At 34.0% G+C, this 25,138-nt stretch carries 33 protein-coding genes and 1 tRNA gene; 23 read left to right on the forward strand and 11 right to left on the reverse strand.

What is annotated here, in order from left to right:
* Positions 1-86: 86 nt before the first annotated feature.
* Positions 87-413: a hypothetical protein gene (locus TZ01_RS08225; RefSeq protein ID WP_048102358.1), complete on the reverse strand. Its 327-nt coding sequence runs from the start codon at positions 411-413 to the stop codon at positions 87-89.
* Positions 414-922: 509 nt separating this feature from the next.
* Between TZ01_RS08225 and TZ01_RS09270 the strand changes: the two genes are divergently transcribed.
* The 7 genes from TZ01_RS09270 to TZ01_RS08245 all read left to right on the forward strand — a co-directional run bounded on the left by TZ01_RS09270 (position 923) and on the right by TZ01_RS08245 (position 5,686).
* On the forward strand, positions 923-1,126 hold the full coding sequence (locus TZ01_RS09270) for an acetyl-coenzyme A synthetase N-terminal domain-containing protein (RefSeq protein WP_052656870.1): 204 nt from the start codon (positions 923-925) through the stop codon (positions 1,124-1,126).
* Positions 1,123-1,413 (forward strand): AMP-binding protein, encoded by a 291-nt coding sequence (locus tag TZ01_RS09275; RefSeq protein WP_052656871.1) that lies wholly within the window; start codon positions 1,123-1,125, stop codon positions 1,411-1,413. The genes TZ01_RS09270 and TZ01_RS09275 overlap by 4 nt, the downstream gene beginning before the upstream one ends.
* A gap of 455 nt (positions 1,414-1,868) precedes the next feature.
* On the forward strand, positions 1,869-2,120 hold the full coding sequence (locus TZ01_RS09280) for an AMP-binding protein (protein ID WP_231563458.1): 252 nt from the start codon (positions 1,869-1,871) through the stop codon (positions 2,118-2,120).
* Between the two features lie 12 nt (positions 2,121-2,132).
* Positions 2,133-2,801 carry an AMP-binding protein gene (locus TZ01_RS09285; protein WP_052656873.1) on the forward strand — a complete coding sequence of 223 codons (669 nt, stop codon included), beginning with the start codon at positions 2,133-2,135 and terminating at the stop codon, positions 2,799-2,801.
* 42 nt (positions 2,802-2,843) lie between these two features.
* Positions 2,844-3,968, forward strand: a complete 1,125-nt coding sequence (locus TZ01_RS08235) for an acyl-CoA dehydrogenase family protein (RefSeq protein WP_048102359.1) — start codon at positions 2,844-2,846, stop codon at positions 3,966-3,968.
* Between the two features lie 5 nt (positions 3,969-3,973).
* Positions 3,974-5,233 (forward strand): thiolase domain-containing protein, encoded by a 1,260-nt coding sequence (locus TZ01_RS08240; protein WP_048102360.1) that lies wholly within the window; start codon positions 3,974-3,976, stop codon positions 5,231-5,233.
* Positions 5,234-5,686: a Zn-ribbon domain-containing OB-fold protein gene (locus TZ01_RS08245; RefSeq protein WP_048102361.1), complete on the forward strand. Its 453-nt coding sequence runs from the start codon at positions 5,234-5,236 to the stop codon at positions 5,684-5,686.
* Positions 5,687-5,690: 4 nt separating this feature from the next.
* Here the strand turns inward: TZ01_RS08245 and TZ01_RS08250 are convergent, their stop codons facing one another.
* Positions 5,691-6,020: a transcriptional regulator gene (locus TZ01_RS08250; protein ID WP_052656874.1), complete on the reverse strand. Its 330-nt coding sequence runs from the start codon at positions 6,018-6,020 to the stop codon at positions 5,691-5,693.
* Positions 6,013-6,687 carry a hypothetical protein gene (locus TZ01_RS08255; protein WP_048102362.1) on the reverse strand — a complete coding sequence of 225 codons (675 nt, stop codon included), beginning with the start codon at positions 6,685-6,687 and terminating at the stop codon, positions 6,013-6,015. Before TZ01_RS08255 ends, TZ01_RS08250 begins: the two co-directional genes overlap by 8 nt.
* 93 nt (positions 6,688-6,780) lie before the next feature.
* On the opposite strand from TZ01_RS08255, the gene TZ01_RS08260 reads away from it, so the two are divergent.
* Positions 6,781-7,569, forward strand: a complete 789-nt coding sequence (locus tag TZ01_RS08260; protein WP_197065874.1) for an ATP-binding cassette domain-containing protein — start codon at positions 6,781-6,783, stop codon at positions 7,567-7,569.
* 2 nt (positions 7,570-7,571) lie between these two features.
* Positions 7,572-8,378, forward strand: a complete 807-nt coding sequence (locus TZ01_RS08265) for an ABC transporter permease (RefSeq protein WP_048102365.1) — start codon at positions 7,572-7,574, stop codon at positions 8,376-8,378.
* A 97-nt stretch (positions 8,379-8,475) separates the two neighbouring features.
* Here TZ01_RS08265 and TZ01_RS08270 read toward each other — a convergent pair.
* A tRNA-Glu gene (locus tag TZ01_RS08270) sits at positions 8,476-8,550 on the reverse strand.
* Between the two features lie 142 nt (positions 8,551-8,692).
* Between TZ01_RS08270 and TZ01_RS08275 the strand changes: the two genes are divergently transcribed.
* Genes TZ01_RS08275 through TZ01_RS08285 form a run of 3 tightly spaced genes read left to right on the forward strand, consistent with a single transcriptional unit; the run spans position 8,693 to position 11,267 of the window.
* Positions 8,693-9,544, forward strand: coding sequence for a hypothetical protein (locus TZ01_RS08275; RefSeq protein WP_048102367.1), 852 nt, complete (start codon positions 8,693-8,695; stop codon positions 9,542-9,544).
* 11 nt (positions 9,545-9,555) lie between these two features.
* Positions 9,556-10,374 (forward strand): ABC transporter permease, encoded by an 819-nt coding sequence (locus TZ01_RS08280; RefSeq protein WP_048102368.1) that lies wholly within the window; start codon positions 9,556-9,558, stop codon positions 10,372-10,374.
* Complete coding sequence (locus TZ01_RS08285; RefSeq protein ID WP_048102369.1) at positions 10,374-11,267, forward strand: ABC transporter ATP-binding protein; 894 nt, start codon at positions 10,374-10,376, stop codon at positions 11,265-11,267. Before TZ01_RS08280 ends, TZ01_RS08285 begins: the two co-directional genes overlap by 1 nt.
* Here the strand turns inward: TZ01_RS08285 and TZ01_RS08290 are convergent.
* On the reverse strand, positions 11,255-11,752 hold the full coding sequence (locus TZ01_RS08290) for a hypothetical protein (RefSeq protein WP_156150349.1): 498 nt from the start codon (positions 11,750-11,752) through the stop codon (positions 11,255-11,257). The two genes, TZ01_RS08285 and TZ01_RS08290, sit on opposite strands and share 13 nt — an antisense overlap.
* Positions 11,742-12,119 carry a ribbon-helix-helix domain-containing protein gene (locus TZ01_RS08295; protein ID WP_048102371.1) on the reverse strand — a complete coding sequence of 126 codons (378 nt, stop codon included), beginning with the start codon at positions 12,117-12,119 and terminating at the stop codon, positions 11,742-11,744. Before TZ01_RS08295 ends, TZ01_RS08290 begins: the two co-directional genes overlap by 11 nt.
* 239 nt (positions 12,120-12,358) lie before the next feature.
* Here TZ01_RS08295 and TZ01_RS08300 point away from each other — a divergent pair, with 239 nt between their 5' ends.
* From TZ01_RS08300 to TZ01_RS08335, 8 genes are all read left to right on the forward strand, one after another.
* The gene (locus TZ01_RS08300) at positions 12,359-12,970 is read left to right on the forward strand and encodes a translation initiation factor IF-2 subunit beta (RefSeq protein ID WP_052656875.1); all 612 of its coding nucleotides are present in this window, start codon (positions 12,359-12,361) and stop codon (positions 12,968-12,970) included.
* A complete protein-coding gene (locus TZ01_RS08305) occupies positions 12,967-13,326 on the forward strand; it encodes a PIN domain-containing protein (RefSeq protein WP_048102373.1) in 360 nt (119 codons plus the stop codon). Before TZ01_RS08300 ends, TZ01_RS08305 begins: the two co-directional genes overlap by 4 nt.
* A gap of 275 nt (positions 13,327-13,601) precedes the next feature.
* Positions 13,602-14,729 (forward strand): citrate synthase, encoded by a 1,128-nt coding sequence (gene gltA, locus TZ01_RS08310; protein ID WP_048102374.1) that lies wholly within the window; start codon positions 13,602-13,604, stop codon positions 14,727-14,729.
* Positions 14,730-14,785: 56 nt separating this feature from the next.
* A complete protein-coding gene (gene mdh / locus TZ01_RS08315; RefSeq protein WP_048102376.1) occupies positions 14,786-15,766 on the forward strand; it encodes a malate dehydrogenase in 981 nt (326 codons plus the stop codon).
* 285 nt (positions 15,767-16,051) lie between these two features.
* Positions 16,052-17,755, forward strand: a complete 1,704-nt coding sequence (locus tag TZ01_RS08320; RefSeq protein ID WP_048102377.1) for a succinate dehydrogenase/fumarate reductase flavoprotein subunit — start codon at positions 16,052-16,054, stop codon at positions 17,753-17,755.
* A gap of 10 nt (positions 17,756-17,765) precedes the next feature.
* Positions 17,766-18,485, forward strand: a complete 720-nt coding sequence (locus TZ01_RS08325) for a succinate dehydrogenase iron-sulfur subunit (protein WP_048102533.1) — start codon at positions 17,766-17,768, stop codon at positions 18,483-18,485.
* Positions 18,482-18,874, forward strand: coding sequence for a succinate dehydrogenase (locus TZ01_RS08330; RefSeq protein ID WP_048102378.1), 393 nt, complete (start codon positions 18,482-18,484; stop codon positions 18,872-18,874). The genes TZ01_RS08325 and TZ01_RS08330 overlap by 4 nt, the downstream gene beginning before the upstream one ends.
* Positions 18,875-19,252 carry a succinate dehydrogenase gene (locus tag TZ01_RS08335; RefSeq protein ID WP_048102379.1) on the forward strand — a complete coding sequence of 126 codons (378 nt, stop codon included), beginning with the start codon at positions 18,875-18,877 and terminating at the stop codon, positions 19,250-19,252. It abuts the gene before it with no gap.
* Between the two features lie 107 nt (positions 19,253-19,359).
* On the opposite strand, the gene TZ01_RS08340 is transcribed toward TZ01_RS08335, so the two are convergent.
* Together TZ01_RS08340 and TZ01_RS09640 are read right to left on the reverse strand one after the other, a co-directional pair.
* Positions 19,360-20,553, reverse strand: coding sequence for an MFS transporter (locus TZ01_RS08340; RefSeq protein WP_048102380.1), 1,194 nt, complete (start codon positions 20,551-20,553; stop codon positions 19,360-19,362).
* 156 nt (positions 20,554-20,709) lie between these two features.
* Positions 20,710-20,808: an NAD-dependent epimerase/dehydratase family protein gene (locus TZ01_RS09640; RefSeq protein WP_156150351.1), complete on the reverse strand. Its 99-nt coding sequence runs from the start codon at positions 20,806-20,808 to the stop codon at positions 20,710-20,712.
* 179 nt (positions 20,809-20,987) lie between these two features.
* On the opposite strand from TZ01_RS09640, the gene TZ01_RS08345 reads away from it, so the two are divergent.
* From TZ01_RS08345 to TZ01_RS08355, 3 genes are read left to right on the forward strand one after another with little or no spacing between them, the layout of a single operon-like run.
* Positions 20,988-21,518, forward strand: coding sequence for a DUF4382 domain-containing protein (locus tag TZ01_RS08345; RefSeq protein WP_048102382.1), 531 nt, complete (start codon positions 20,988-20,990; stop codon positions 21,516-21,518).
* A gap of 53 nt (positions 21,519-21,571) precedes the next feature.
* Entirely contained in the window at positions 21,572-22,039 is a 468-nt protein-coding gene (gene purE, locus TZ01_RS08350; RefSeq protein ID WP_048102383.1) for a 5-(carboxyamino)imidazole ribonucleotide mutase, read from the forward strand.
* On the forward strand, positions 22,036-23,121 hold the full coding sequence (locus TZ01_RS08355; RefSeq protein ID WP_048102384.1) for a 5-(carboxyamino)imidazole ribonucleotide synthase: 1,086 nt from the start codon (positions 22,036-22,038) through the stop codon (positions 23,119-23,121). The genes purE and TZ01_RS08355 overlap by 4 nt, the downstream gene beginning before the upstream one ends.
* Here the strand turns inward: TZ01_RS08355 and TZ01_RS08360 are convergent.
* The 3 genes from TZ01_RS08360 to TZ01_RS08370 form a co-directional block, all read right to left on the reverse strand.
* Entirely contained in the window at positions 23,108-23,620 is a 513-nt protein-coding gene (locus tag TZ01_RS08360) for a hypothetical protein (RefSeq protein ID WP_048102385.1), read from the reverse strand. The two genes, TZ01_RS08355 and TZ01_RS08360, sit on opposite strands and share 14 nt — an antisense overlap.
* Positions 23,621-23,803: 183 nt before the next feature.
* A complete protein-coding gene (locus TZ01_RS08365) occupies positions 23,804-24,166 on the reverse strand; it encodes a DsrE family protein (protein ID WP_055032513.1) in 363 nt (120 codons plus the stop codon).
* Positions 24,167-24,248: 82 nt separating this feature from the next.
* On the reverse strand, positions 24,249-25,124 hold the full coding sequence (locus TZ01_RS08370) for an EamA family transporter (protein ID WP_048102389.1): 876 nt from the start codon (positions 25,122-25,124) through the stop codon (positions 24,249-24,251).
* Positions 25,125-25,138 lie beyond the last annotated feature (14 nt).

A 25,138-nucleotide genomic window follows, 5' to 3' on the forward strand; every position in this document is an offset into this window, starting at 1 on the left:
TTAAATATGGTTTATTCGAATTTTTATAATATTACCATAAAAATTGAAAAAATTATATATTCACGTTATAATATTAAAAATTTTAATCAAAACGTTATTGGAGCATAGCCATCCTTTACATAATCTGAAATTAAAGCGCCCACCGGTTTAAGATTTATTTTTAGCTCCAGGAGCATCTCTTTTATATTTTCCTCATCTGCTATGTTCACACAGGCAACCGGAATGATATTTTTATCAATTAACTGTTTTACCAGACCCTTAAATTCCTCATCCTCAGCTGCCAGTTTTTCTGCGGCACCGAATAGGACAACCCTTGTTCCAATTGTGGTATGAAGTGCAAATTTAAGGCCAAGCAACGCCCTATCCCTGTTTTCATTACCTGATAAAATTATTACAGCAAGTTTATCTGCCATAATATAATAAATGTATAATAATAAAAAATAATATTGTAAGATTGTTTATTACAAAAAGACTTAGAACATTTTTTTATATATTATTAGTTATTATTTATATTTACATTGATAATCTTTTTGGCACAAAGATTTTTTAAAATTAATTATGTAAAGTTAAATCCACTTGACTAATGACAGTTAGTGTTATTAATGGCTATATTCAAAAAATGTGATATAATTTTAAAAATTATTATGAAATTAACAGTATATTAAATGTAAATAGATATTGAAAGGCCAATAAATTTTAATGGTTAGGATGCTTAAATTTAAAACATCAAATTCAGAAAGGTTTTATGCTATAATTTTTTTAAAATAATCACAGATATTTAATACCAGAACCCTTGCAGATATAATATTATTTATTACAAAAATGTAATAAATTATAGTAATATTTAAATATAGAAATTGCGCAGAATAAAGATATTTCTAAAACTGCTTTAATAAAACCATTAAAAGATAATGCCATAATATTGGAATTTGGTTCTGAGGATGATTATAAAAAATTTTATGCTGATTCCACAATTAACCCTGAAAAATACTGGGACTGCATTGCATCAAAATTTGAGTGGTACAAAAATATGATAAAGTTATTAGATGAACCTTTCCCGAATTTGTATTTTTTACAGGAGGCTATTCTAACGTTTCTTATAATTGTGTGGACAGAAATGCCATGAAAAATCCAGATAAAACTGCCATAATATGGGTAAGCTATGATGGTAAAGAACGAAAAATAACATATGGGGAACTAAAGGATTATGTATCAAGATTTGCCATAGGCCTACAGAAAATCGGTGTAAAAAAGGGTGATGTTGTTGCCATTTACATGTCAAATATACCGGAAGCGTTTATTTCAGTATATGCATGTTATAGAATAGGTGCCATATATAATATAATATTCTCAGAATTTTCTGTAAATGCACTCCTTGAAAGAATTGAGGATACAAAAGCAGGGTCGTTATAACAGAGGACCAATCCATAAGCAGGGATAAGTACATGAATCTTAAAAACACACTTAACTCTGTGAGGTCAGGGGTTAAATCAATTGAAAAGGTCATAGTTGTAAGAAGAACAGGTTCATTGCATATTTAAAATGCAGGAAGATGATATTTATTTTGATGATTTTTTAAACCGGATAAATGATGGCACATACCCGTTACCAATGGAGGCAAATGAGCCGGGATCTGTCATATAGACATCAGGGACAACATCGAGGCCAAAGGGGATATTTCACTCCAGCATTGGCTTTATGATTGGAGCCTATTATTTTGTGGAATACTCTGTAAATTTAAACTAAAATGATATTTACTGGTGCACTGCAGATGTTGGCTGGCTTACATTTCCCATTTATGAGCTTGTTGGGCCCTTGCACATAATGGCACGGTAATAGCCTATGAGGGCGCTCTGGATTATCCTTCAATAGAACATTTTTATGGAATTATTGAAAAATACAGAGTAACAAAAGTGTTTAGGGCACCAACACTGCTGAGGATGCTTGCAAGGTATGGCAGGGAGGCAGTAAAAAATCATGATCTCTGGTCATTAAGATTAATTTCCATTGTTGGTGAGCCAATTGACATAAAAACATGGCACTGGATTTATAAAAATATTGGAAATGAAAAAATAGAGATTAATAATACATGTGGCCAGACAGAAGCAGGTGGTACATGAACATCCTTAATCATGGGGATAACATCTGCCAGACCAGGTTCATGTGGGCTGGCACTGCCAGGACATGCATATGCAATTCTTGATAAAAATGGGAATCATGTGAGTCCAGGAACCATAGTAACACTGGTGTTAAAACAGCCATTTCTATCTCTTGCACGTGATGTCTGGAATAACCATGAAAGGTATGTCAACAATTATTTTTCTGTATTCAATGGTTATTACTCCAATTATGATGAGGCTGTGGAGGATGAGTATAAACATATCTGGGTACTTTGCCGTACCGATGATGTCATAAATGTTGCAGGACACAGATTATCAACAATGGAAATGGAAAACAGCATAATGTCCATACCGGAAATATCCAGTGCTGCTGTTATTGATATAGACGATGATATAAATATCCTTATTCCCGCGGTGTTTATTACCTTAAATGGTAAGATAGAAGATTCTAATGAGATAAAAAATCGCATAAGGAACGTAATCAATGATTCAATAGGCAAATTTGCCATTACTGGAAGAATATACATAATATCTGAAATGCCAAAAACAGGGTCAGGAAAAATAATGAGAAGGCTTCTACGTGAAATAGTTTCAAATGGATATATTTCAGGTGATATTAACGGCCTTGAAAATCCAGAATACATTGAAAAAATAAAAAATGAGGTAAAAAATCCCAATTAAAATATTTTATATATTTCTAAATTATGATAAACAGGTGATTTATTGGAGGAAGAATATGATATTTTAAGGGAGAGCGTTAAATCATTCTCAGAAAAGGAGATAATGCCTGTTTCCAGAAAAATTGATCATGATGATTATTTTCCCAGGGAGATTTTCAAAAAAATGGGTTCCATTGGATACCTTGGCATTACCATACCTGAAGAGTATGGTGGTTCTGGATCAGATTATATTTCTCAGGCGATAATAGAGGAGGAGATAAGTTACGCCAGCGGTTCCATTGGTTTATCATATGGGGCACATAGCAATCTTTGCCTGGATAACCTTTACAGAAATGGTTCTGAATACATAAGGGAAAATTATGTGCCAAAATTATGCTCTGGGGATAACATTGGTTCTCTTGGAATGACAGAACCGTCATCTGGATCTGATGCGTTATCCATGAAAACAAATGCAGTAAAGGATGGTGTTAATTATGTTATAAATGGCAGCAAGACATTCATAACAAATGCACCGTACGCAGATCAGTTTCTAACATATGCAAGAACCGGAGATAATTATACCGCATTTTTAATACTTTCTGATGATGAGGGCTTTTCCAGGGGAAAAAGGTTTGAAAAACTCGGGATGCGTGGGTCTCCAACAGGTGAGATATACTTTAACAATATAAAATTAAAATCCGATAGAATCGTCGGTGGGCTTAATAATGGCAAGAGAGTGCTTTTAAGCGGGTTAAACATGGAAAGGGCTGTGCTATCATTCAATGCCATTGGCATAGCCAGAAGGGCCCTTGATCTTGCTGTTGAATATTCTATTGAAAGAAATCAATTTGGAAAACCCATACATGAATTTGAATTAATACAGGAAAAGCTGGCGTATATGTACACAAAATTTGAATCGTCAAGGTTATTTGCCCTTGAGGCCTTAAAAAGGGTAAACAATGATAAAATGGATGCCCTTGATGCCGCTGCAGCCATTCTATATGCATCTGAGTCATCAGAGTATATTGCCAGAGAGGCCCTGCAGATATTCGGCGGCTACGGTTACATCAAGGACTTTGAAATAGAAAGGGTTTTCAGGGATTCCATTCTGTTAACGATCGGTGCCGGCACAAATGAAATAAGGAAAAAGGTCATATCAGAATCGTTAATAAAAAAATATAAAAAGTGAGTAAAATGGCATATAAATCAAGGAATGTTTACATGATATCAGGTGGGCTGACAAAGTTCAGGAAATACAATTATGATGAGGATTTCAGGCTAAATGTTAAAAATGCAGTGGATTATGCATTAAGGGATATTAAAATGGATATAGGTGATATTGATGGTTCAGTTTCAGCGTATTTTTCTGATCATTTTTTGGGCCAGCTCATAGCAGGTGCCATGACAAATGATTATATAGGCATGTCAGGAAAACCGTCAAAGAGGATAGAGGGGGGTGGTGCAACCGGTGGGCTTGCATTTCAAACAGCATATGAAGAGATCGCATCAGGGAATATGGAAACATGCCTTGTCTATGGCTTTGAAAACATGTCCCATGTAAACACCTGGAGGGGTAATGACCTCATAGCACTTGGCAGTGATTCAAATTTTGATTATCCACTGGGAGGATTTTACACTGCATATTACGCACTCATGGCAACAAGACACATGCATGAATTTGGAACAACAGAAAGGCAAATGGCCCTTGTATCTGTAAAAAACCATAACAATGCATTGCATAATCCCTTTGCCCAGGCACCAATGAAAATTAATGTTGATGACGTACTAAATTCTCCGGTTGTATCAACACCATTAAAAATGCTTGATATATGTCTGATGTCAGATGGTGCGGCCGCGGCCATACTTGCATCGGAGGATGCTGCAAAATCGTTTTCAGATAAACCCGTTTTAATTAAATCCATTGGTGCATCAAGCGATACAATGAGACTTGCAGACAGGACCTTCGGTGATGTGCCACTCCTTCCAAATGAAACTAAAAATGATTATAAAAATCTTAAGTACCCTGGCGTTCATTCATTTAAGGCCGGTAGGCTGGCGGCAAAAATGGCATATGAACGTGCCGGTATAAAAAATCCTGAAAAGGAGGTTGACTTTGCCGAACTCTATGATGCATACACATCAGCAGAGATACAGGCATATGAGGATATGGGATTCTGCAGGTATGGTGATGGGGGCAAATTCATAGAGGAGGGCAGGCCAAATATAGACGGTGACATACCTGTAAATATGGAGGGGGGCCTTCAGGCATCGGGCCACGCAATAGGTGCAACCGGAATAATGCAGGCAGTATATGCATTCTGGCAGCTTCAGGGAAACATATCAAGGCATTTTGGAAATAATAACTTACAGGTAAAAAATCATAATACAGGAATAATACACAGCCATGCTGGAACCGGTGCATATGAAACAGTCACTGTTATGGAGGCGGTTTAAATGGATAGATATACAAGGGTGATGAAAACAGACCCACTGGTTAAAGAATTTGATTACAATATAGAATACATTCACAGTTATGCGCAGGATTCCAAATTTTTTACATCCCTAGGCATGGGAATACTTCTTGGTTCAGAATGCAAAAAATGCAATTATAGATATGGAACATACAGAAAATATTGCATGTTCTGCGGTTCTGAAACAGATGATATAAATCTTCCATTAACAGGAAAAATACATTCATTTACAACATGCTATTATTCAGGTGAAAATTTTATAAATGAAACACCTTACACATTAATACTTGTTGAATTTGAAGGCATTGATTCATTATTTATGTCAAGACTTGTTAATAAGGAAAATAAGAATGTTTACATAGGCATGCCTGTAAGGGCAAAATTTAGGAGGCTGCAGAAATTTGATGTTAATGATGTTTACTTTGTGCCGGCCTGATAATTTATTCATCATTAATTTTTTTTCTGGGATTTAATCCTATTTCATTAATAATTTTTATATAATTATTATAAAAAATTTTTCCCTTATCTGTAATTTCCAGCATTCTACGCGGCCCTGAGAGCGTAAACACAGTTTTATCCTTAATATATCCCGAATGTATTAGTATATCGAGATGATTGCTTAAACTTCCCCTTCCTATACCCGTCAAATTTAAAATATCAGTAAAGTACATTTTTTCATTTATGGCAAGTGATATTAGAATCAATATTCTTATAGATGACCTTAATGCGTCATTATTTATCAGCCTGCTAAGATCACCTATATCACTCATTTGAAACAACCTCATCAGGAGCATGGTACAGTGCATAAAATGATGAGAACATCCAGCCAATTACTGATATTATCCAGAAATCGAATGAGAAATAAACATAATTACCAAGATAAAACGATGAAAAAATGAAAAATAAAATTGTTGCAAGTGCGCTTGAAATATACGTATAAAAGGCTATGTAACCTTCCAGGGGAATATTATCAAGGCTAATTTTGATATAACCAAGAATTTTAAATCCAAGGAAAAAAAATAGAATATTAACAGTGTATAATGCAATGGCATAATAGAAATAATTATACTGAAAAAAATATGCGAAGGATAACAGTATTATAATAATTATAATCATATATAAATAATTAATTTTCCTGAATTTGGGTGCCCGGTATCCTGATTTAAGTTTTATACTTCTATACGCCCTTCTAAAAATGCTTTTTGATAAATTTATTCCTAAAAAAACTATGATTAAATAAATTATTATATATAAAATTAAATAGTAAACATATTTATGATATATATTAAATAATATGTATGGAAAAGTTATAAAACCCAGTATTGCCATTGACCATGTTAGATAATAAAGGCCAAAAGCCCTTCTAAGTAAAAATTTTTCAAAGCCAAGGATTCTTTTGTTAATTTTTAAAAGATCGATTTTATTTATATCATCCATCTTATAATAATATGATTATATTATATTTATTTTTATTTTGTTCAGAAATTGAACTCTGTTACATTTATATTAATCAAATTAGGATTAATGATTATGGCCTTAATATATATTGAAAATCTGAAATACTCGTATGGCAATCTTAATAATAGCCTGAGGGATGTTAAATATGAATTAAATAATGGAGAAAAAAATATAGTCATTGGCCCAAATGGATCTGGAAAAACAACATTTTTGAAATGCATTCTTGGCATTTTAAAGACCGAAAAAATGATAAAAATAGATAATAATTATGTTGAGAATATAAGAGAATATACTGCATTATCAACAAATATAAAGGATGCACTCCATCTTTCTGGCGACCTCTCTGTCAAAGAGTTTATAAAATATCATATGAAGTTAAAATTAATTAAGGAGGATGCTGCCTTTAATATGCTTGCATATTTTAAATTGGACTCCCTGAAAAATAAAAGATTATCGGATCTGTCCACAGGCCAGGAAAAAATGGTGTATAATACAATTGCCCTTTCAGGTGATTATAAAATAATTCTTTTGGATGAACCCTTAAGTTCAATAGATCCTGATAGGGCAAGACTTTTAATTAATATCATAAATAAAAGTAAAAATTCATTTATAATAACAACCCATGACCTTGATCTTATAAAAAAAATTAAAGGTTCCACATTAAACATAATGATTGATGGTAACCTATCGGAAAAAATAAGCCCTGGTGAATTAATATTTTCAATGAATGTAAATAACACAAGGCCGCAGGATAAATTTATAGAAATAAGGGGCAATGACAGGATAATATATCTTACATATGGCAAAGAAAACAATGTTATAAATAATATAGATGACCTATTATATTTATATGAGGTGTAAAAATGATATCAACGCTCTATAAAATTGGTATTATATCATATTTTAAAAATAGGAATTCATTATTCTGGAGTTTTGGATTTGTTCTGGTATGGATCTTAATATATGCATATGGTTTCCCGGCACCATCCGGAACATATTTAAAATATACAGAATCCACATATATATCTTTCATATTGTTATTTGGAATAAGCGTATCCATGGCATCCGTAGTTTTTTACACAGTATCCATGAATCTATCGATACCCTATATTACAAGGTTTGATAGGGTAAAATCATATGAGGTATCGTTTTCAAATATATTATCGTCCCTAACATTTAGCATGGTAGTGGGCATTTTTGCCATAATATTTTCATTATTAATATTCAGGCTTAGATTTTCCTCAGTATATATCAAAAATATATACATGCTGATATTTATATTAATCGTTATATCACTATTTTTCACACTTTTAGGCCTTCTTTTTTCATACCTGCTCAGCCTCTTAAATCAGGTAGGGTCGCTTAAATTTATTTCACAAATTCCAATGATCCTAACCTTTATTCTTGTGCTTGGACTGCAGATTTTCAGAAAGCCAGGCCCTGATCTAATCTATTATTCACCATTCAATGCAATGTTTTCGATAATAATTTATTCCTTAACAGGAAAAGCCGGAATTAATTATTACCATTCTGGATTAAATACAAATTTGCTATTAATATCCACATTAATATGGATTCTATCCATGGTTATTCTTGTATATGTCCTTGAAAAATTGTATGAAACTTCCGGTAAAAGAAACCAGTACACACTTGAGGATATTTTTAAATAATTTTTAACTTCTAATCAAAAAGACCAGCACATTAGTGCATTTGTAAATTATTAAAATGCAATTTTCTTTTAATTTATTTTAAAAATTTACAAAAAAATGCTCCGGTCGGGATTTGGACCCGAGTCGGGGGATTGAGAGTCCCTAATGCTTGGCCGGACTACACCACCGGAGCCTAGATTCTGTATTTTTTCCTGCTATATAAGTTATTTCACTACCTGCCAACAATGTATAAAAATAAGCATTTTAAATGTGTATAAATGTATTATTAATTATTAAAGGCAAAGTATATTTATAGCGATTTAATTGTTATTTATATGAGGCCAAGAACATTTAAAATTATTGTAATATCGGTGGCATTAATATTAATTATTCCAGCCTCGGTACTGGCCTTTAATTATTATAAGGAAGAAAAAAAATTAGATTCAAAAAATCCATTTGATTATATACCATCAAATTCAACAGCCGTGGCAACGGTTAACCAAAACAATTCAACCTTTTATATTTATGATGTGCATGGATCCCTTGGCATAATAGCAAATATTTCATACAACATACTTCCAAGCAACAGTACCAGAATTTTTTCACCGTCTGGAACTTCAACTTATGCATCAATGCTAAAAAATATAACTGTAGAAACAATGGTAATGCAGCAGACAACAGTTTATGAGGTAAAGAACCTTGACATAGGGCAGATAATTAGTGGAATTGCAAAGACAAACCTAACCGCACTAATATCAAATGAAAGCACAAATGTTTATGTTTATACTATATTAAATACATATGTTGTCATGGGTGAAAAGGAGGCAATAAATGATTCACTTTACTCACATATACATAATTATACGGCTAAACCCATTGAAAAATACCTAAACATGAATATTAATTCATCAATATATTATAATCTGAGCTCATCAGGTATTGGTGCAAGCTACATGACATTAAATATTACAGAAAATAAAACGTTGATAAACATGCATTTTAATTCATCAACCGATGCATTAATATTTGACCTGGCCCTAAATGCAGCGCTTAGAGCGAAAAGCAATGTAACCAGTGTTCTTGGCAGGCCCACAGTTATATCCAGTGGAAACAATTTAATAATAAAATATAACAAAGGTTTTAGCGATATCGGTATACTAATTAAAGCCTTAAATATAAAATCGTAATTTGATGATGCATGTCAAAATTGTTAACAGTTTATTTACAGTACATAAAAAATTATTACAGGTCTAAAAGCTTTTTTCTTATGCTTTTTTTGATTATTATAATCAGTGCAATGATGGTTTATTTTTCTTTTAAGTATGTAAATGATCTTCCAAAAATTCTTGGTTCAAATGCCCTGCCATTGGGCCTAAAAATTGCATTATTTTACTTTTTATGGTCATTAATATTGTTATACATACCTGTTTTTGCATCGGTATTTTTTGGTTCACCTGCAATTTCCTCAGAAATTGAGAATAAAACGGCATTTTATATATTTCCATTGCCAATAAACAGGCACAAACTCTTCGTTGGTAAATTCCTTGCCGCATTCAGTGTTACACTGGTCATAGTGCTTATTTATATAATAGTTGAGGCTGCCACGCTTTCATTTATATTTAAAAAACCACCTGAAATATATTTCTATTACTCATTGGTGCTCCTAATATTATTTGTGCTCTCAATGACATCATTAACCTTCATGATAAGCGCAATATTTAATAAAAACACCTATGCATATATATCTGTCCTTTTAATTTATTACATTGTTTTCTATGCAGGGTCCTTTATTATAGAACTTTTGTATAAAATAGACCCATTTTACCTTCTAAGCGATGCGGCAAGCATTATACAAAGGGTTTATGTGAATATAAACACAGAGGATTTTTTTGCAAGACAGAGCCTGGCGCCTGCACCCTTTCCAGACATTATGCTGGCAGGCCTTATTATGTTTGTATATTTTGTTGCAACCTTTGTCATAGGCCTCTTTTTGTTTGATAGAAAGGAGGTGCAGTAATGGAGATTAGGCTTGATCATATAACCAAAAAATACGGGAAGATAACCGCACTAAATGATATAAACCTTACATTTTCTGGTACCGGATGCACCGGACTTTTGGGACCTAATGGTGCGGGAAAAACAACAATGCTAAAGCTCATGACAAATATAATCAGGCCAACTCATGGTGAGGTTACAATCAATGGCATAAATGTTTCAGATTATCCTGAAAGGGCACTGAGTTTTCTCGGGTCCTTAATAGAACAGCCAGAGTTTTATGGGTATTTAACATCCAGGGAAATACTAAATTTTACCGGAAAAATAAAAGGTTTAAAAAATGAGGAGATAAAATCAGAAATAGACAGGTTATCAAAAATAACACAGATTTCGGGGTTTCTTGACAGGAAAACTGGTGGATATTCAAGGGGCATGAAGCAGAGGCTGGCACTTTCTGTTGCATTGATGGGCAATCCCGAGATAGTTGTGCTTGATGAACCAACATTTGGACTTGACCCAAAGGGAATGAGCGAGATTCATTCATTAATTAAGGAGATATCAAGGGATAAGCTGGTTATTTTAAGCACTCACCTGTTATATGAGGCAAGGGATCTATGCAACAGGGTGATAATTATTAACAGTGGAACCATAGGCCATGATTCAAAAACTGAGGAAAACAGGGAAATGCTGAAAATTACACTGGAATCCGATTATAATAATGATCTTGATGGAAACATACACCCATTCAGGGTAAATGGAAATGAAATTATTCTGGAAAAACCACCTGATATGCACAACGATGAAATTATAAATATGTTCTCAAGAAATGGCATGCATGTTAAATATGTGGAAAAATATGATGACCTTGAGGAAATATATATATCATTAACAAAGGATAGCGGCTATGGTACATAATTTTCAAAAATATAATCAAAAAGCCTGTGTGGTGATGCATAGTTTGTTCCGTTAATATTGTAGTATTTTTTATGGATAACCTTTAAAAACGGTATTCCCTTTTTGGACATGTAATCATATACTTCCGAGAAGACATTCCTATCATTATCAATGAATATGTACATTGCGGCATCCTCAATACAATTTAAGATATCAGCGGATATATTTTTTATTGACATGATTCTTACAAAGCGGTAATGATTCATGGCCCTGCCAGAGCTTATGCTTACCTTATCATTGCGCAGGATGTTTCTGTAACTGTAGTTTGTGTATTCATCAATATTTACCTTATTTAAACCCATTTCAATATAATAATATGTTGAATTTGCGGGCAGATTTCCATCCAATGATTTGTATATTCCGGAATCCGTGGATATAAATGTAAAATAATTTATATCCTCTAAATTTCTGACTATATCAAGAAAACCATTTTTTTCATAACTCATCATACTTTTTTTCACCCTCCAGTGTTTTTTCTATTTTTTCTATTTCCTTATGCTTGGCCTCTATTAGACCTGAAATAATATTATTTCTCCATGCCTCATTTATTATTTCCTCATAGGCATCATCAAGGCTTTTGAAATAACCTGATGATACGGCCCTCTGAAGGCTTTTTTCAATAATTGGATTTACATGTAATGTGTTATTTTTTGAAATTATACCTATTCTTAGATTGGATATATATTCAAGAACTGCAAGCCTTATAAATTCCGATCTGTTTGTATAATTAGAATTTGTGGATAAAAAACTGTCAATTTCCTCAAGTTCCTCCTTTGATATTCTTAATGTAAGTTTTTCAGTTTTATCCCTCATTAAAAGTATAAGATTATAATAGTATATATTTTTTTCTTTTGTATGTACAAAAATATATTTTTGTATGTATTTATTTTTTTATTTTTAATTTAATATTATAAATAAAAACCTATTTTACTAATTTATAAAAATATAAAATATAAAATCCATTTTTATGTGAAAAAATTAAAATAATGTACATTTTATTAAATAATATTATAATAAAATAATGTTAATATCCATTAAAGGCATTACCAATTATGGACTTTGATTATAATAAATTATTAAATGATGCTTCAGATGTATTATCACAGAAAAATAAATTCGAGGAAAGGCTTAAGGTACCGGAGCCAGATATAATATATGAGGGTAAGACCACGATTATCAGGAACTTCCTTGATATAGCAGACATGCTTAACAGGAATCCCGAGGATATTGTAAAATACTTAACAAAAGAATTCGGTATTGGGGCCAACATTGACCAGAGAAGGCTAATTATTAACAGAAAGATCAGTGAGGAGGAAATAAGGGCGAAGATGGACCAGTATATGGCCACCTATGTTTTTTGCTATGAATGCAATTCACCTGATACTGTCATAGAAAAGGTGGGCAGAACCAGCCTGCTTGTTTGCAAGGCGTGCGGCGCCCAGCATCCAATAAGAACTGTTAGGGAAATCAAGGAGGAGGAATCAGAGTTATCTGAGGGCAAAACGTACAATGTTACTGTAACAGAGATAGGAAGATCAGGTGAAGGCCATGCAAGATATGGAGATTTTATAATATACATACCCGGTGTTAAGAAGGGGCAGAATGTAAGGGTATTAATTAAAAAGATTAGAAAGAATATAGCCATAGCCGAAGTTGTAAAATGAAAGAGACCTTAATTACAGATACAAATTCCCTAATATACTCAATAAAAAATAGGCTTGATATAAGAAATGCAATTTTAAATTTACCGGTTGCATTTGAAATATTAATTCCTGAATGTGTAATAGATGAATTAAAGGGATTATCAAGGACATACTGGTATGCCGGGGCGGCCCTAAAATATTCAGAGTATTTTAATGTTATTAGGTCCTCAGGGATGGGTGATGACTGTATATTAAAAACGGCTGAGGCTTTAAATTGCTATGTTCTAACCAATGACCGCGGGCTCATACAGAGGTTAAGGTCTAAAAATATCAGGGTTTTAATTTTCTCCCAGGGTAAAACAATTAAAATGATTTAAATTTCATTTTTTATGCTTTAATTTATTTAATATATTGCCGAAATTAATATTTTATTAAAATATAATATTAATATTGTCATTTATTTTAAAATTATTATTTGTTTATTTATTTTCCTATCATAATGTTTAAATTTAAGGATAAGATTAAAAATTATATCCTTTCATGATCTATCTTACCCATAAAACCACCACAAAAAACAATCAAAAAATTGAACAATTGCTGAAAAAGATAAAATCTGGGTAAAATAACCATGAAAAGAATATAGGGTGATCATATGGAAAGTGATATAAATTTGGGTTTGGAAGATGTATTTATTAAGCATACATCATTGACATACATAGATGGAATTAAGGGCATACTTAGATACCGCGGATATGATATTAATGACCTTGTCAGTAACTGCTCCTTTGAGGAGGTTTCATATTTAATGATTTATGGTGAGCTTCCCAATAAAAAGCAGCTGGATGAATTTACAAAAGAATTAAAGGAACATTACAAACTGCCAAGGCATGTGCTTAGCCTTATTTCAGAGCTGCCAAGGGATTCAGATGCACTGACAATGATGGAAACTGCCTTTGCATCCATGTCATCCGGTGAGTACTCATGGAATAAGGAAAATGATAGAAAACAGGCAACAAAAATACTTGGCGAAAACCTGGGCATTATTTCCAACATTTACAGGCATAAAATGGGATTAAGATTAAAGGAACCTGACCCAAAATATGGATATGCCGAGGCATTTTTAAGAAACTGCTTTGACAATGTCACTGAGGATGAAATTAATGCAATGAATGCCGCTCTTATAATCTATATTGACCATGAGGTGCCAGCATCCACCACGGCCGCCTTAATCGCCGCATCAACATTGTCAGATATGTATTCATGCATTACTGCTGCAATTGCCGCATTGAAGGGGCCACTGCATGGAGGGGCTGCTGAGGCAGCATTCAACCAGTTTCTCGCCATTAAAAAACCCGAAAATGTGGATTCATGGTTCGAAGATAATATTGTGAATAAAAATAAAAAGCTCATGGGATTTGGCCACAGGGTTTATAAAACATATGACCCAAGAATGAAAATATTTAAATCAATAGCGGAAAAGCTGGCCATTACTGACGATGAAAAGAATTTGCTTAAAATAGCAGAAAATCTTGAAGACCTTGGAATAAAAAGATTTTCCTCAAAGGGTATATATCCAAATACAGATTATTATTCCGGGCTTGTATTTAACGAAATTGGATTTCCGGTATATACATTCACGGTATTATTTGGATTTTCTAGGGTTCTTGGATGGGTTGCACATATCTCGGAATACGTTGAAAATGAGGAGAGGCTTATAAGGCCAAGGGCGGTTTACATAGGGCCTGGGGAAAAACAGTTTAAAAAAATTGATGAAAGATAATTTTTTTATTTTATGGAAGTTACAAAAATATTTAATTTTAATTGAAATATAAGCCTATGGCAAACAAGAAAATTTCTATTATTGGCGCTGGCGCTGTTGGAGCCAGTGTGGCACAGGTTCTGGCAATAAAAGATGTGGCCGACATATATATTTTTGATATTGTTGACGGGCTTGCTGCTGGAAAGGCTCTTGACATTCAGGAGGGTGCACCCCACTGGGGTTTTGATTATAAATTGAGGGGTTTCTGCACCGCTGATGAGAAAGAGTATGAAAATTTAAAGGGTTCTGATGTAATAGTTGTTACTGCTGGTCTTGCAAGGAAGCCAGGAATGAGCAGGGATGATTTACTTCTAAAAAATATAGGCATAATGAAGGATGTTGGAGAAAAAATTAAAAAATATTCACCTGAATCAATTATAGTTGCGGTTACAAATCCTGCAGATATAATGGCATATGCACTTCAAAAGGCATCTGGCATAGAACCATCTAGAATTCTCGGGCTTGGTGGATCACTGGACAGCGCAAGATTTAGAACATTTCTTGCAGAGGCTCTTGATGTTTCCGTTGAGGATGTAAATGCATTTGTCATAGGCGGCCATGGGGATGATATGGTTCCATTCATAAGGTACTCAAGTGTATCTGGAATACCAATAGAACATCTTCTTCCAAAGGAAAAAATAGATGAAATTATCAAAAGGACAAGATTCGGTGGTGGTGAGATACTCAACCTTTATAAAACAGGAACTGCTTTTTATGCACCCTCAATATCAATAGCTGTAATGGTGGAATCCATAATTAAAAATAAGAAGAGGGTAATTCCATGTGCTGCATACCTCACAGGTAATCATGCAAAACACTATGGAATAGAAAACATGTTTATTGGAGTTCCTATTAAAATAGGTGCCAGTGGTGTTGAGGAAATCTATGATTTACAGTTTAATGAGGAGGATAAGGCCGCATGGGAGAAAAGCGTTGAATCTGTAAAAAAGAATTCCAAACTTGCAGACGATTATTTCTCGGGAAAAATAAAAAGTTAATTTTTATATCCTTATAAATATTTTTAAATATAACGAATATAATCATTAAATTGCGTAAATTTTTATTTAGTGTTATATTATGTACATTAACTTTAATTTATGATGATCTTATCAAGGAATATTTTGAAAATATTTTAATATAATAAGTAAAAATATTTTTCCTATTATTTATTAAATTTTTGTATTTATGTTTTAAATAAAATATTTTAATATATTTTTATAAAACCTTTAAAACAGCCAATAATATTTTTATAAATTGAATGCATTTAAGCATGAAGTGATAAATTGGAGGTAATAAAGGAGGATATAATTATTATAGGAGGTGGTATGGCAGGACTTAGGGCAGCCATATCAGCTGCAGAATATGACAGTAAAATTAGTGTTGGACTTATATCCAAGCTTTACCCCATTAGGTCCCATTCGGTTTCTGCAGAGGGTGGTACCAGTGCTGTGCTAAACCCAAAGGATAATTTTGACCTTCATGCATATGACACAATTAAGGGCAGTGATTACCTTGCAGACCAGGATGCAGTTGAAACATTTGTAAGATTGGTGCCGGAACAGATATATACAACAGATCACTGGGGGTGCCCATGGTCAAGGAATCCTGATGGAACAATATCCCAAAGAGATTTTGGAGGGCTTAGCTTTCCAAGGGCAACATTTGCAGCCGATAAAACCGGATTCCATGTGATGCAGACCCTTTTTTCAAGGGCATTGAAATATGATAATATACATTTTTATAATGAGTATTTTGTTACCTCGCTTATTATTGATAACAATAGGTTTAACGCCCTAACAGTAATAAACATAAAAACTGGAGAGTTTCTGGCGTTTCAGGCCAAATCCCTTATTTTTGCAGCCGGTGGTGCCGGAAGATTGTATAAATTTAGCACCTATGCACATTTTGTCACCGGTGATGGTGATGCAATAGCCTACCGCGCAGGCCTGCGCCTGAAGGATATGGAATTCATACAGTTCCATCCCACAGGCCTTGTTCCATCGGGAATACTTATAACCGAGGGTGCCAGGGCAGATGGGGGATTTCTTGTAAATAATAAGGGCGAGAGGTTCATGGAAAAATACGCCCCATCAAAGAAGGATATGGCGCCAAGGGATATTGTATCCAGGGCCATAATGTGGGAGCTGCAGAAGGGCAATGGAATTAAGGGTAAATATGGAGATATTGAGTATGTTAACCTGGATTTAACCGGCATAGCAGATAAGCTTGAGGAAAGACTACCAATGATTACGGATATAGCAAGAAAATTCAATAATATAGATCCGGCAAATGAACCAATACCTGTAAGGCCGGCAACGCATTACACAATGGGTGGGATACATGTTAATGTTAATACCGAGACAACGGTTCCAGGAATATTCAGTGCAGGCGAGAATGCTGCTGTAAGCATCCACGGCGGCAACAGGCTCGGTTCGAACTCCACCAATGAATGCCTTGCATTTGGCAATGTTGCTGGAAAGAGGGCGGCTGAATTTGCAATGTCAGGGAATATTCCGGATATAAACATGAACAAGGTTTTGGATGAGGAAAACAGGATATATGATGCAATACTAAAAAGAAACAGCGGTGAAAATGTTGCTGCAATCAGGGAAGATTTGAGGGCTTTAATGGACAGATATGTGGGTGTTTTCAGGGACGAAAATGGGCTTTTAACGGCCCTTAAGGGGATTAAACAGCTTAAATCAAGGTACGAGGGCATATCAGTGGAGGATAAATCAATGACATTTAACATAGAACTTCAATGGGCACTTGAGGTCGGATTTATGCTTGACCTTTCAGAGATTATAACAAAGGGTGCATTGTTAAGAAAGGAATCACGTGGGGCCCACTACCGTATAGATTTTCCAGAACGTGATGATACAAATTTCCTTAAGCATACAATGGCAAGATATACAGTAAATGGCCCTGAATTTTATTACATACCTGTAACAATTACTAAATGGAAGCCTGCCCCGAGGGTTTACTGAGGTGTTTAAAATGTATAAACTAATGGTTAAAAGAAGGAATGAACACGGAGATGAATATTACGATAATTATAATGTCCCGGCGGATAAGGCTTCCACTGTTCTTGAGGCCCTGCTTTATATAAAAGAGAATATAGACCAAACACTGTCATTCAGGTATTCATGCAGAATGGAAATATGTGGAAGCTGTGGCATGGAAATTAATGGAAGGCCCAGAATGGCATGTTCCACACAGCTTGCAAGCCTTCACTCAGATATTATAAAAATTAGTCCACTGCCACATTATAATGTAATTAAGGATCTTGTAGTAGATTTTGACCCATTCTTTGATAAATACAAAAAGGTAAAACCCTACATTATAAGGGATGATGATGGAAATTACAGTGCTGAAATACCCCAAACACCAGAGCAGTTCAATGAATTTAAGGGGTATGCACAGTGCATTAAATGTGGATTATGCATGGCGGCATGCCCTGTTGTTGGCACCGATGAAAATTATCTAGGACCGGCACCATTAACGGCCTTATTCAGATACAATATTGACAACCGTGATCAGGGAATAATGTATAGAATAGATATAGCGAACAGTGATGATGGCACATCAAGATGCCATTTTGCCGGTGAATGCACTGAGGCCTGCCCCAAGGATGTCAGGCCATCATTTGCAATACAGAAATTGAGGGTGCAGGGATTAAAATATGAATTAAAAAATATAATGGGTGGTAAGAAATGAATAAAACAGGCATAGCGGGATGGTTTAATATTAAGGATAAGGGGACAGGATATTTTGCCTTTGCATTCCAGAGGTTTTCCGGCCTTGTCATAGTTATTTATTTATACATGCACCTGATATTCCTGTCAAGCCTGCTTGATGGTAGGACAACCTACAACTCACTTGTGCAGAATATCACATACGGCCCCTTTGATATATTCATAGTAATGGATATGCTTCTGGCCCTTGTAATATTTTACCATGGTGCAAATGGAATAAGGCTTGCATTAAATGAGTTTGGCATAGGCCTTAAACACCATAAGCTATTTTTTTATGCGTATGAATCCATATCCATGGTCCTTCTTGTTTTGTTTTTATACTATGCGTATTTATTCTTGGGAGGTCATTAGATGAATAATAAAAATTCAAATGGGTTAAAAGGGCTCGGCCCGCTGGGATGGCTCCTGCAGGTAATTACAGGCGTATTTTTAATATTCTTCCTGGGAATTCACCTGTATCTGGCAAATATAGACTTCGGGCACCCAATAAGATTTTTTACCGCGGTTCTGGAGAATCTTCATAATGGTTACTGGCTTGCCTTTTATATTGTTTTTACATACATAGTTTTATATCATGGACTTAATGGTGTGCGCGGTATATTATATGACAGATTTGACTCACAAAAATCAAGGGCATTAATAAAATATTCATTATCAGTGCTTTATGTGGTCACAGCAATTTATGGAACATTACTTGCGCTTGCAGTTTCAAGAATAGCAATTCCATGAGTTTAAAAGTATTAAAATGGCATACATTTTTAATAAAAACCTATGAATTAAAAAATTTTTTAAATTATTATAAAATTGTCCTGTAATTTAAATCTAAAAAATTATCTTCAGGCTGTTTCCTCCTCTGTTATATTTTTGCCTTTCATTCCAGATGATGCAAGGAATGGAGATACGGCAAAGGCCAGAAGCACAATTACTATTGCAGGCACAATGCCGTACAGCACTGTTTTTGTATTTGAAAATTCCGCACCGACAAAAACTGGTATTATGGCAACACCAACATTTGTGGCCACACTGTACATTGATGTTGCAAACCCGGCCCTTGCCGGATCATCCACGTAGTTCATTATTGAGTTCAGTGCGAGCACCCAGAAGGCATTTCCAAAGAAGCCAAAGATAAAAAATGAGGCGATTATTAGGTATTCAATGTTTGTATAAACCATTGAAATAAGAAGTACCATACCAAATATAAAAGACATTGAACCGGAGGCAACTGTGCCTGTCCTTAACATTTTATATTTTTCAAAAATATATGGTAGTAAAAGAGCGCCTATTGCAGATCCCAAAAATTCCAAACCACTAAGAAGGCCTGATAATTTAAGTGCTGTTAATGCACTGAAATGAAATCCAAGAACTGTTGATGCTATTCCTCCAAATAGAATTGATATTGATGCCATGGATAATCCAACATACCAGTTTTTTAACATGCCTATCTTAAAAGAACCTTTCAACGATTTCCCCCTGTATCTGGCCGGATAGCTTTTAAGCACTGGAATTAAAATGGCTGATGCAATTATGGCAAGCACTGCAGGGAGCAATAAAATTCCCCTGATCCCAAGTGCTATAAATATGTACGGACCAATTAATGACCCGGCTGACATGCCTAAGAATAGAAATCCTATGCTTAGGCCTGCTATGGTTGCTGACTTAACAGGATCCATTGATTCCGCAATACTTCCAACAGGCGCAAGTGAAAATGGATATGCTGTTGCCGCCATTAATGAGAAAATTAGAAATTCCATGTAATTGTTTGAAAATGCCCTTGCCAGTAAGCCTATCACTGAAAATATTACTGCCAGATAAAGGGCAGACTTAACAGTAAATTTTGCAGATAGAATTCCGGCTATGAGACCTATAATAGCCATTGTGTATCCATATGCAGACAGCACCAGCAATATTCCGGAAAGATTGGTAGATAGCAATTTGCTGAGCTCGGGAACCACCGGTGAGATAATAAACCAGCCGAAACCAATTGTAAACACAAAGAACCAGTAAGGTATCAGTTTTTTAATATTATCCATGCTAGATAATGACAATCAAATTTATAAATTTATTGAATTATTTTGTAAATAATCCTTACTATGGCCCTGAATAATAATTATTCTGGATATCACCATAACAAAAATATCATAATTTACTACTTTCAATGCATTTCATTACTTTTTCTATTCCATTACTCAATGGCAAAAGCCGTATACTTCATAATTATTTGATTTTAAATAATTATATATGTGACCACCAATAAAACCTCTATGACCGGTTACAAGAATTTTCATATAATGGTATTCAAAAATTCATATTAGATATTTTCCATTTTCTTTTTTAAGCAATTGTAGTTTGAAAATTTTTGTAATAGCAATAAGAAAATCCTGAGTAAAGTTTTAAATTTAAAACATGATATTAAATGAGATTATTTATCAGATATATTTATATAGAAAATTTTCGTTATAAATGCATGAATTTGAAAAAGATAATTGCTGTTGCAATTATAATTATTGTAATAGGCGGGATAGCATATTATGGATACGATTATGAAACTCATGGCACATTGAGGTTGGAGGCTGCTGATTCCGGGATATCCCTATCCGGTGCAACAGGCGTTTACATAACATTCTCTGCAATAGCACTTCATTATGATAAGGCATCGTCAAACAGCACAGGCTGGTACAATTATTCACTGCATGATAAAACTGTAAACATATTTGATGTGGTTTTATCAAATGCAACCTTCCTTTCAAACATAACAGTTCATTCTGGAACATTTAATATGATAAAAATATACATTAGTAAGGTAACCATAGATATACTTGGGAATAATATAACATTGAAGCTTGCCCATTCCTTCGCACTGGTAATTAACACACTTTCAGTTTCACATGCCGGAACCACAACTGCAATAATGGAGTTTAACCTAACAGATAATATACATTTAAGCAGCTCCACAGCAGGAGTATTTAATATGAGCGCCAGCGTCATCGTTAAATAAAAATTATTTTTATTGCTAAATTAATTTTATTAAATATTATTATATTATGTTTTATGAAGGTAGCAGTTATCATGGGCAGCAGCTCAGATTTTGAAACAATGAAGGATGCCATTGAAACCCTAAAATTTTTTGGTATAGAGGTTGAATATAAAATTGTATCGGCCCATAGAACACCAGAATTTATGCTTGAATATGCAAAGAATGCAATAAATAATGGCATAGAGGTTATCATAGCAGGGGCCGGCGGGGCGGCACATCTTCCCGGTATGGTAGCATCCATGACAACATTGCCCGTAATTGGCGTGCCAGTACCATCAAGGAATCTAAATGGACTTGATTCTCTTTTATCAATAGTACAGATGCCGTCAGGTGTTCCTGTTGCGACGGTGGCAATAGGAAATTCAAAAAATGCGGCCCTGCTTGCTGTTAGAATATTATCAATAAAATATGATAAATTAAAAATGTTTCTGGAAAAATTCATGGAGGATCAAAAAAATAAGGTTCTTGGTGAGAAATTATGATTATTGGAATAATAGGTTCAGGCCAGCTTGGATACATGATGATAATTACCATGAAGAGATATCCTTTTAAGTTTTATGTTATAGACAGGGAAAAGGGCCCTGCAGGATACATAGCAGATAAATTTTTTACAACGGATGAGTATAAAACGTTCGTTGATTCCTGTGATTATATAACATTTGAATTTGAACATGTTGATGAGAAAACTCTTGAATATGCAAGTTCATCAGGAAAATTAAGACCAGATATAAAAACAGTTGAGTTAAAAAGGGATAGATCTCTAGAAAAGGATTTTTTGCAAAAAAACGGTTTCCCAATTGCACAGTATGAGTACCACGAGGATTTTGAATCTGCATTCAGGGCGGCAAAGAGGATGGGCAGGGCTGTAATAAAAACCTGCCGTGGTGGATATGATGGCAAGGGGCAGTATTTTATCAATGAAAATACAGATAGTTTAAAATGCCAGGACTCTGGACCATTTGTTGTGGAAAAATTTATAAATTACGATTATGAGGCGTCAATAATAGCGGTTAGGGGCAGCAATGGAAATTTTCAGTTTTTTGATCCATCCTTCAATTACAATAAAAACGGCATTCTTATTTATAATATAGCCCCATTGGATGGTAATAATAAAATGCCTGAAATGGCAAAAAAACTTATGGATAAACTTGGCTATATTGGTGTTATGGGTATAGAATTCTATGTAACGGGCAATGAAATATTAATAAATGAATACGCACCAAGGGTACATAATACCGGGCATCATACACTTTTAGGTTCATCAATATCACAGTTCGAGGAACATATACTTGCAGTGGCTGGCCTTCCCATTCAGAAGCCGGTGCTTTTCAGGCCATCAGGCATATTAAACATTATTGGTACATCCATTGATGATAAAATAAAAAAAATACTTGAAATGGGCGGTACAAATATATACTGGTATCATAAGGAAGAAATACGGATAAAAAGAAAGATGGGGCATATAAATGTCTTTGGCGACACATTTAATGATGTTAACAACAAAATAAATACTTTAATGAATTTAATTTATGGAAATAATCTTGATAATTTCATAGGACTGTAACCCCCTTAACACCATCAACCTTTTTTATTTCTCTTATAATATCACCTGATAGCTGTGTTGATGTAACAACAACGGCCTTTGGGTTCTCAATCAAATCAGGGTCATCGGTAATAACCTGCCTTATGCTTATATTATATTTTGAAATAACAGAAATTACCCCAGAAATAATTCCTGGTTTTGCCGCATTATCAGGTATTATCTCTATGACGCCAAAACCCATTTTTGAACCTGAATCGGAAAAATCGGCAACAGGTTTTAAATTTGTAAAGAAATCATACAATTCCTTATTTTCTTTTATTCTTTTTAAGGTATTTATTACAACGCGCCTGTCAACATTATAGGCCCTAGCAATTGAATTCGGCTTAATTTCAATTTCATCACAGAAAATTTTAATCTCGTCGTCTAGCTCCCTGATGCTGAGGCCTATGCTTATCATCTTCTGAATTATCTTTTTCTCAGCTGGAAATGGCTCGAAAACTTTATTGGCGTAGTCCCACATAGTATGACATAGATATCTGTTATAATTATTTATTGATAATAAACATATTATGCAAATAATAAAATATAACTACATATTATACCAAAAAATTAAAATTTTTTGTTATGTTATTTAAATCTTTTAATTTATTGTGTTTACAGTATATTATTACAATAAATTTAAATTAAAAATATTGAGGAAATATTAAATCCAGAATGTCTCGTAATCCTCCTTTATTTTATTTAAAACATATATCCCACCTATTGGGGCAAATTCATCAACAAGGTTGTCAGGTATTTTTTCCCTTGTAAGCCCGACGTTGGACATTGCAGTCTCACATGCAATAATTTTAATTCCGGTATTTTTTGCCTTCCACACAGTATCCAGTATGGGCCTGTACAATGCCTGGTCCTTATTTAAGACTGAAACTGCAGGGGTCAAAAATATCATTTCTATCTTCATATTTTTTTCATATTCCTTCATCTTTGTTGCCATACCTATGTTGGCCATGAGTTTTGCCATGTTCTCCCTTCCTGTTTCTATTACAAAGATAATTTTATCAGCCATGTATATCATATGTATATAATTTATAAATATTTTGTCGTATTTCGTTTTTTTATATATTATAACTAAAATATTATTTAAAGATCTAAATTACTATAATAATTGCACCAAGAACGGATAAAGCAATTCCAGTGTACTGTCTCAGCCTTAGCTTTTCGTGATAAACAATCCGGCCTGATAATGCAAGGGATACAGGAAGCATTGCTATAATGGCACCGGCTATAACCAGTATGCCATATTGAATGGAAAATGCATATAATACATTACCTGAACCATCAAGTATGCCTGCTATTATTGATATTAAAATAATCATGAATGCAATGTGGTCTGTTCTAATATTATTTTTAGAAATTTTCATTTTGATGCCATTAATTATTTGCCTTATATTAAATATGATGAAAACAGAGAAAAAGCCTATAATTCTTGAAAGGAGGAGTGGCACCGGAGATGAGTGCACCGATGCTATTGCAAACGTTAATGGAATATAATAAATTCCCCAAATTATATTTGCAGCAGCAGCTATTAATAATACCTTATCGACCTTAAATCCCCTTGTTACTGTGACAAGTATTGATCCAAAAATTATAAGTATAATTCCTGGCAGAATTAATGATGTTAATTTTTCACGCAAAATGCTCAAACCAAAGAGAATTACAACTATTTGCTGTACATTTATTGTTACCGCTGCATTTCCAAGGTTTGCGCCCCTTAAAGATTTATAAAATAGTATATATCCAAGTCCTAAAAAAATTCCTGAAAATACCGACATTACAATAAGAAAAATTGAAAATGAGTGCACGGGGGACATCATAATACTAATAAGCATTGGTAAAATGCCGGAGCCAACAATTATCATGGAAACAATATTGGGATTAATTTTTGATGTTAAACCCTTAATGATTGTGTTTGATGCAGTCCATACTGCAAGTGCGGCGAATGGAAATATTATGTACTGAAACATTATCTCAGCACAGT

The organism is Acidiplasma sp. MBA-1 (assembly GCF_000949015.1).
GTDB classification, from domain to species: domain Archaea; phylum Thermoplasmatota; class Thermoplasmata; order Thermoplasmatales; family Thermoplasmataceae; genus Acidiplasma; species Acidiplasma aeolicum.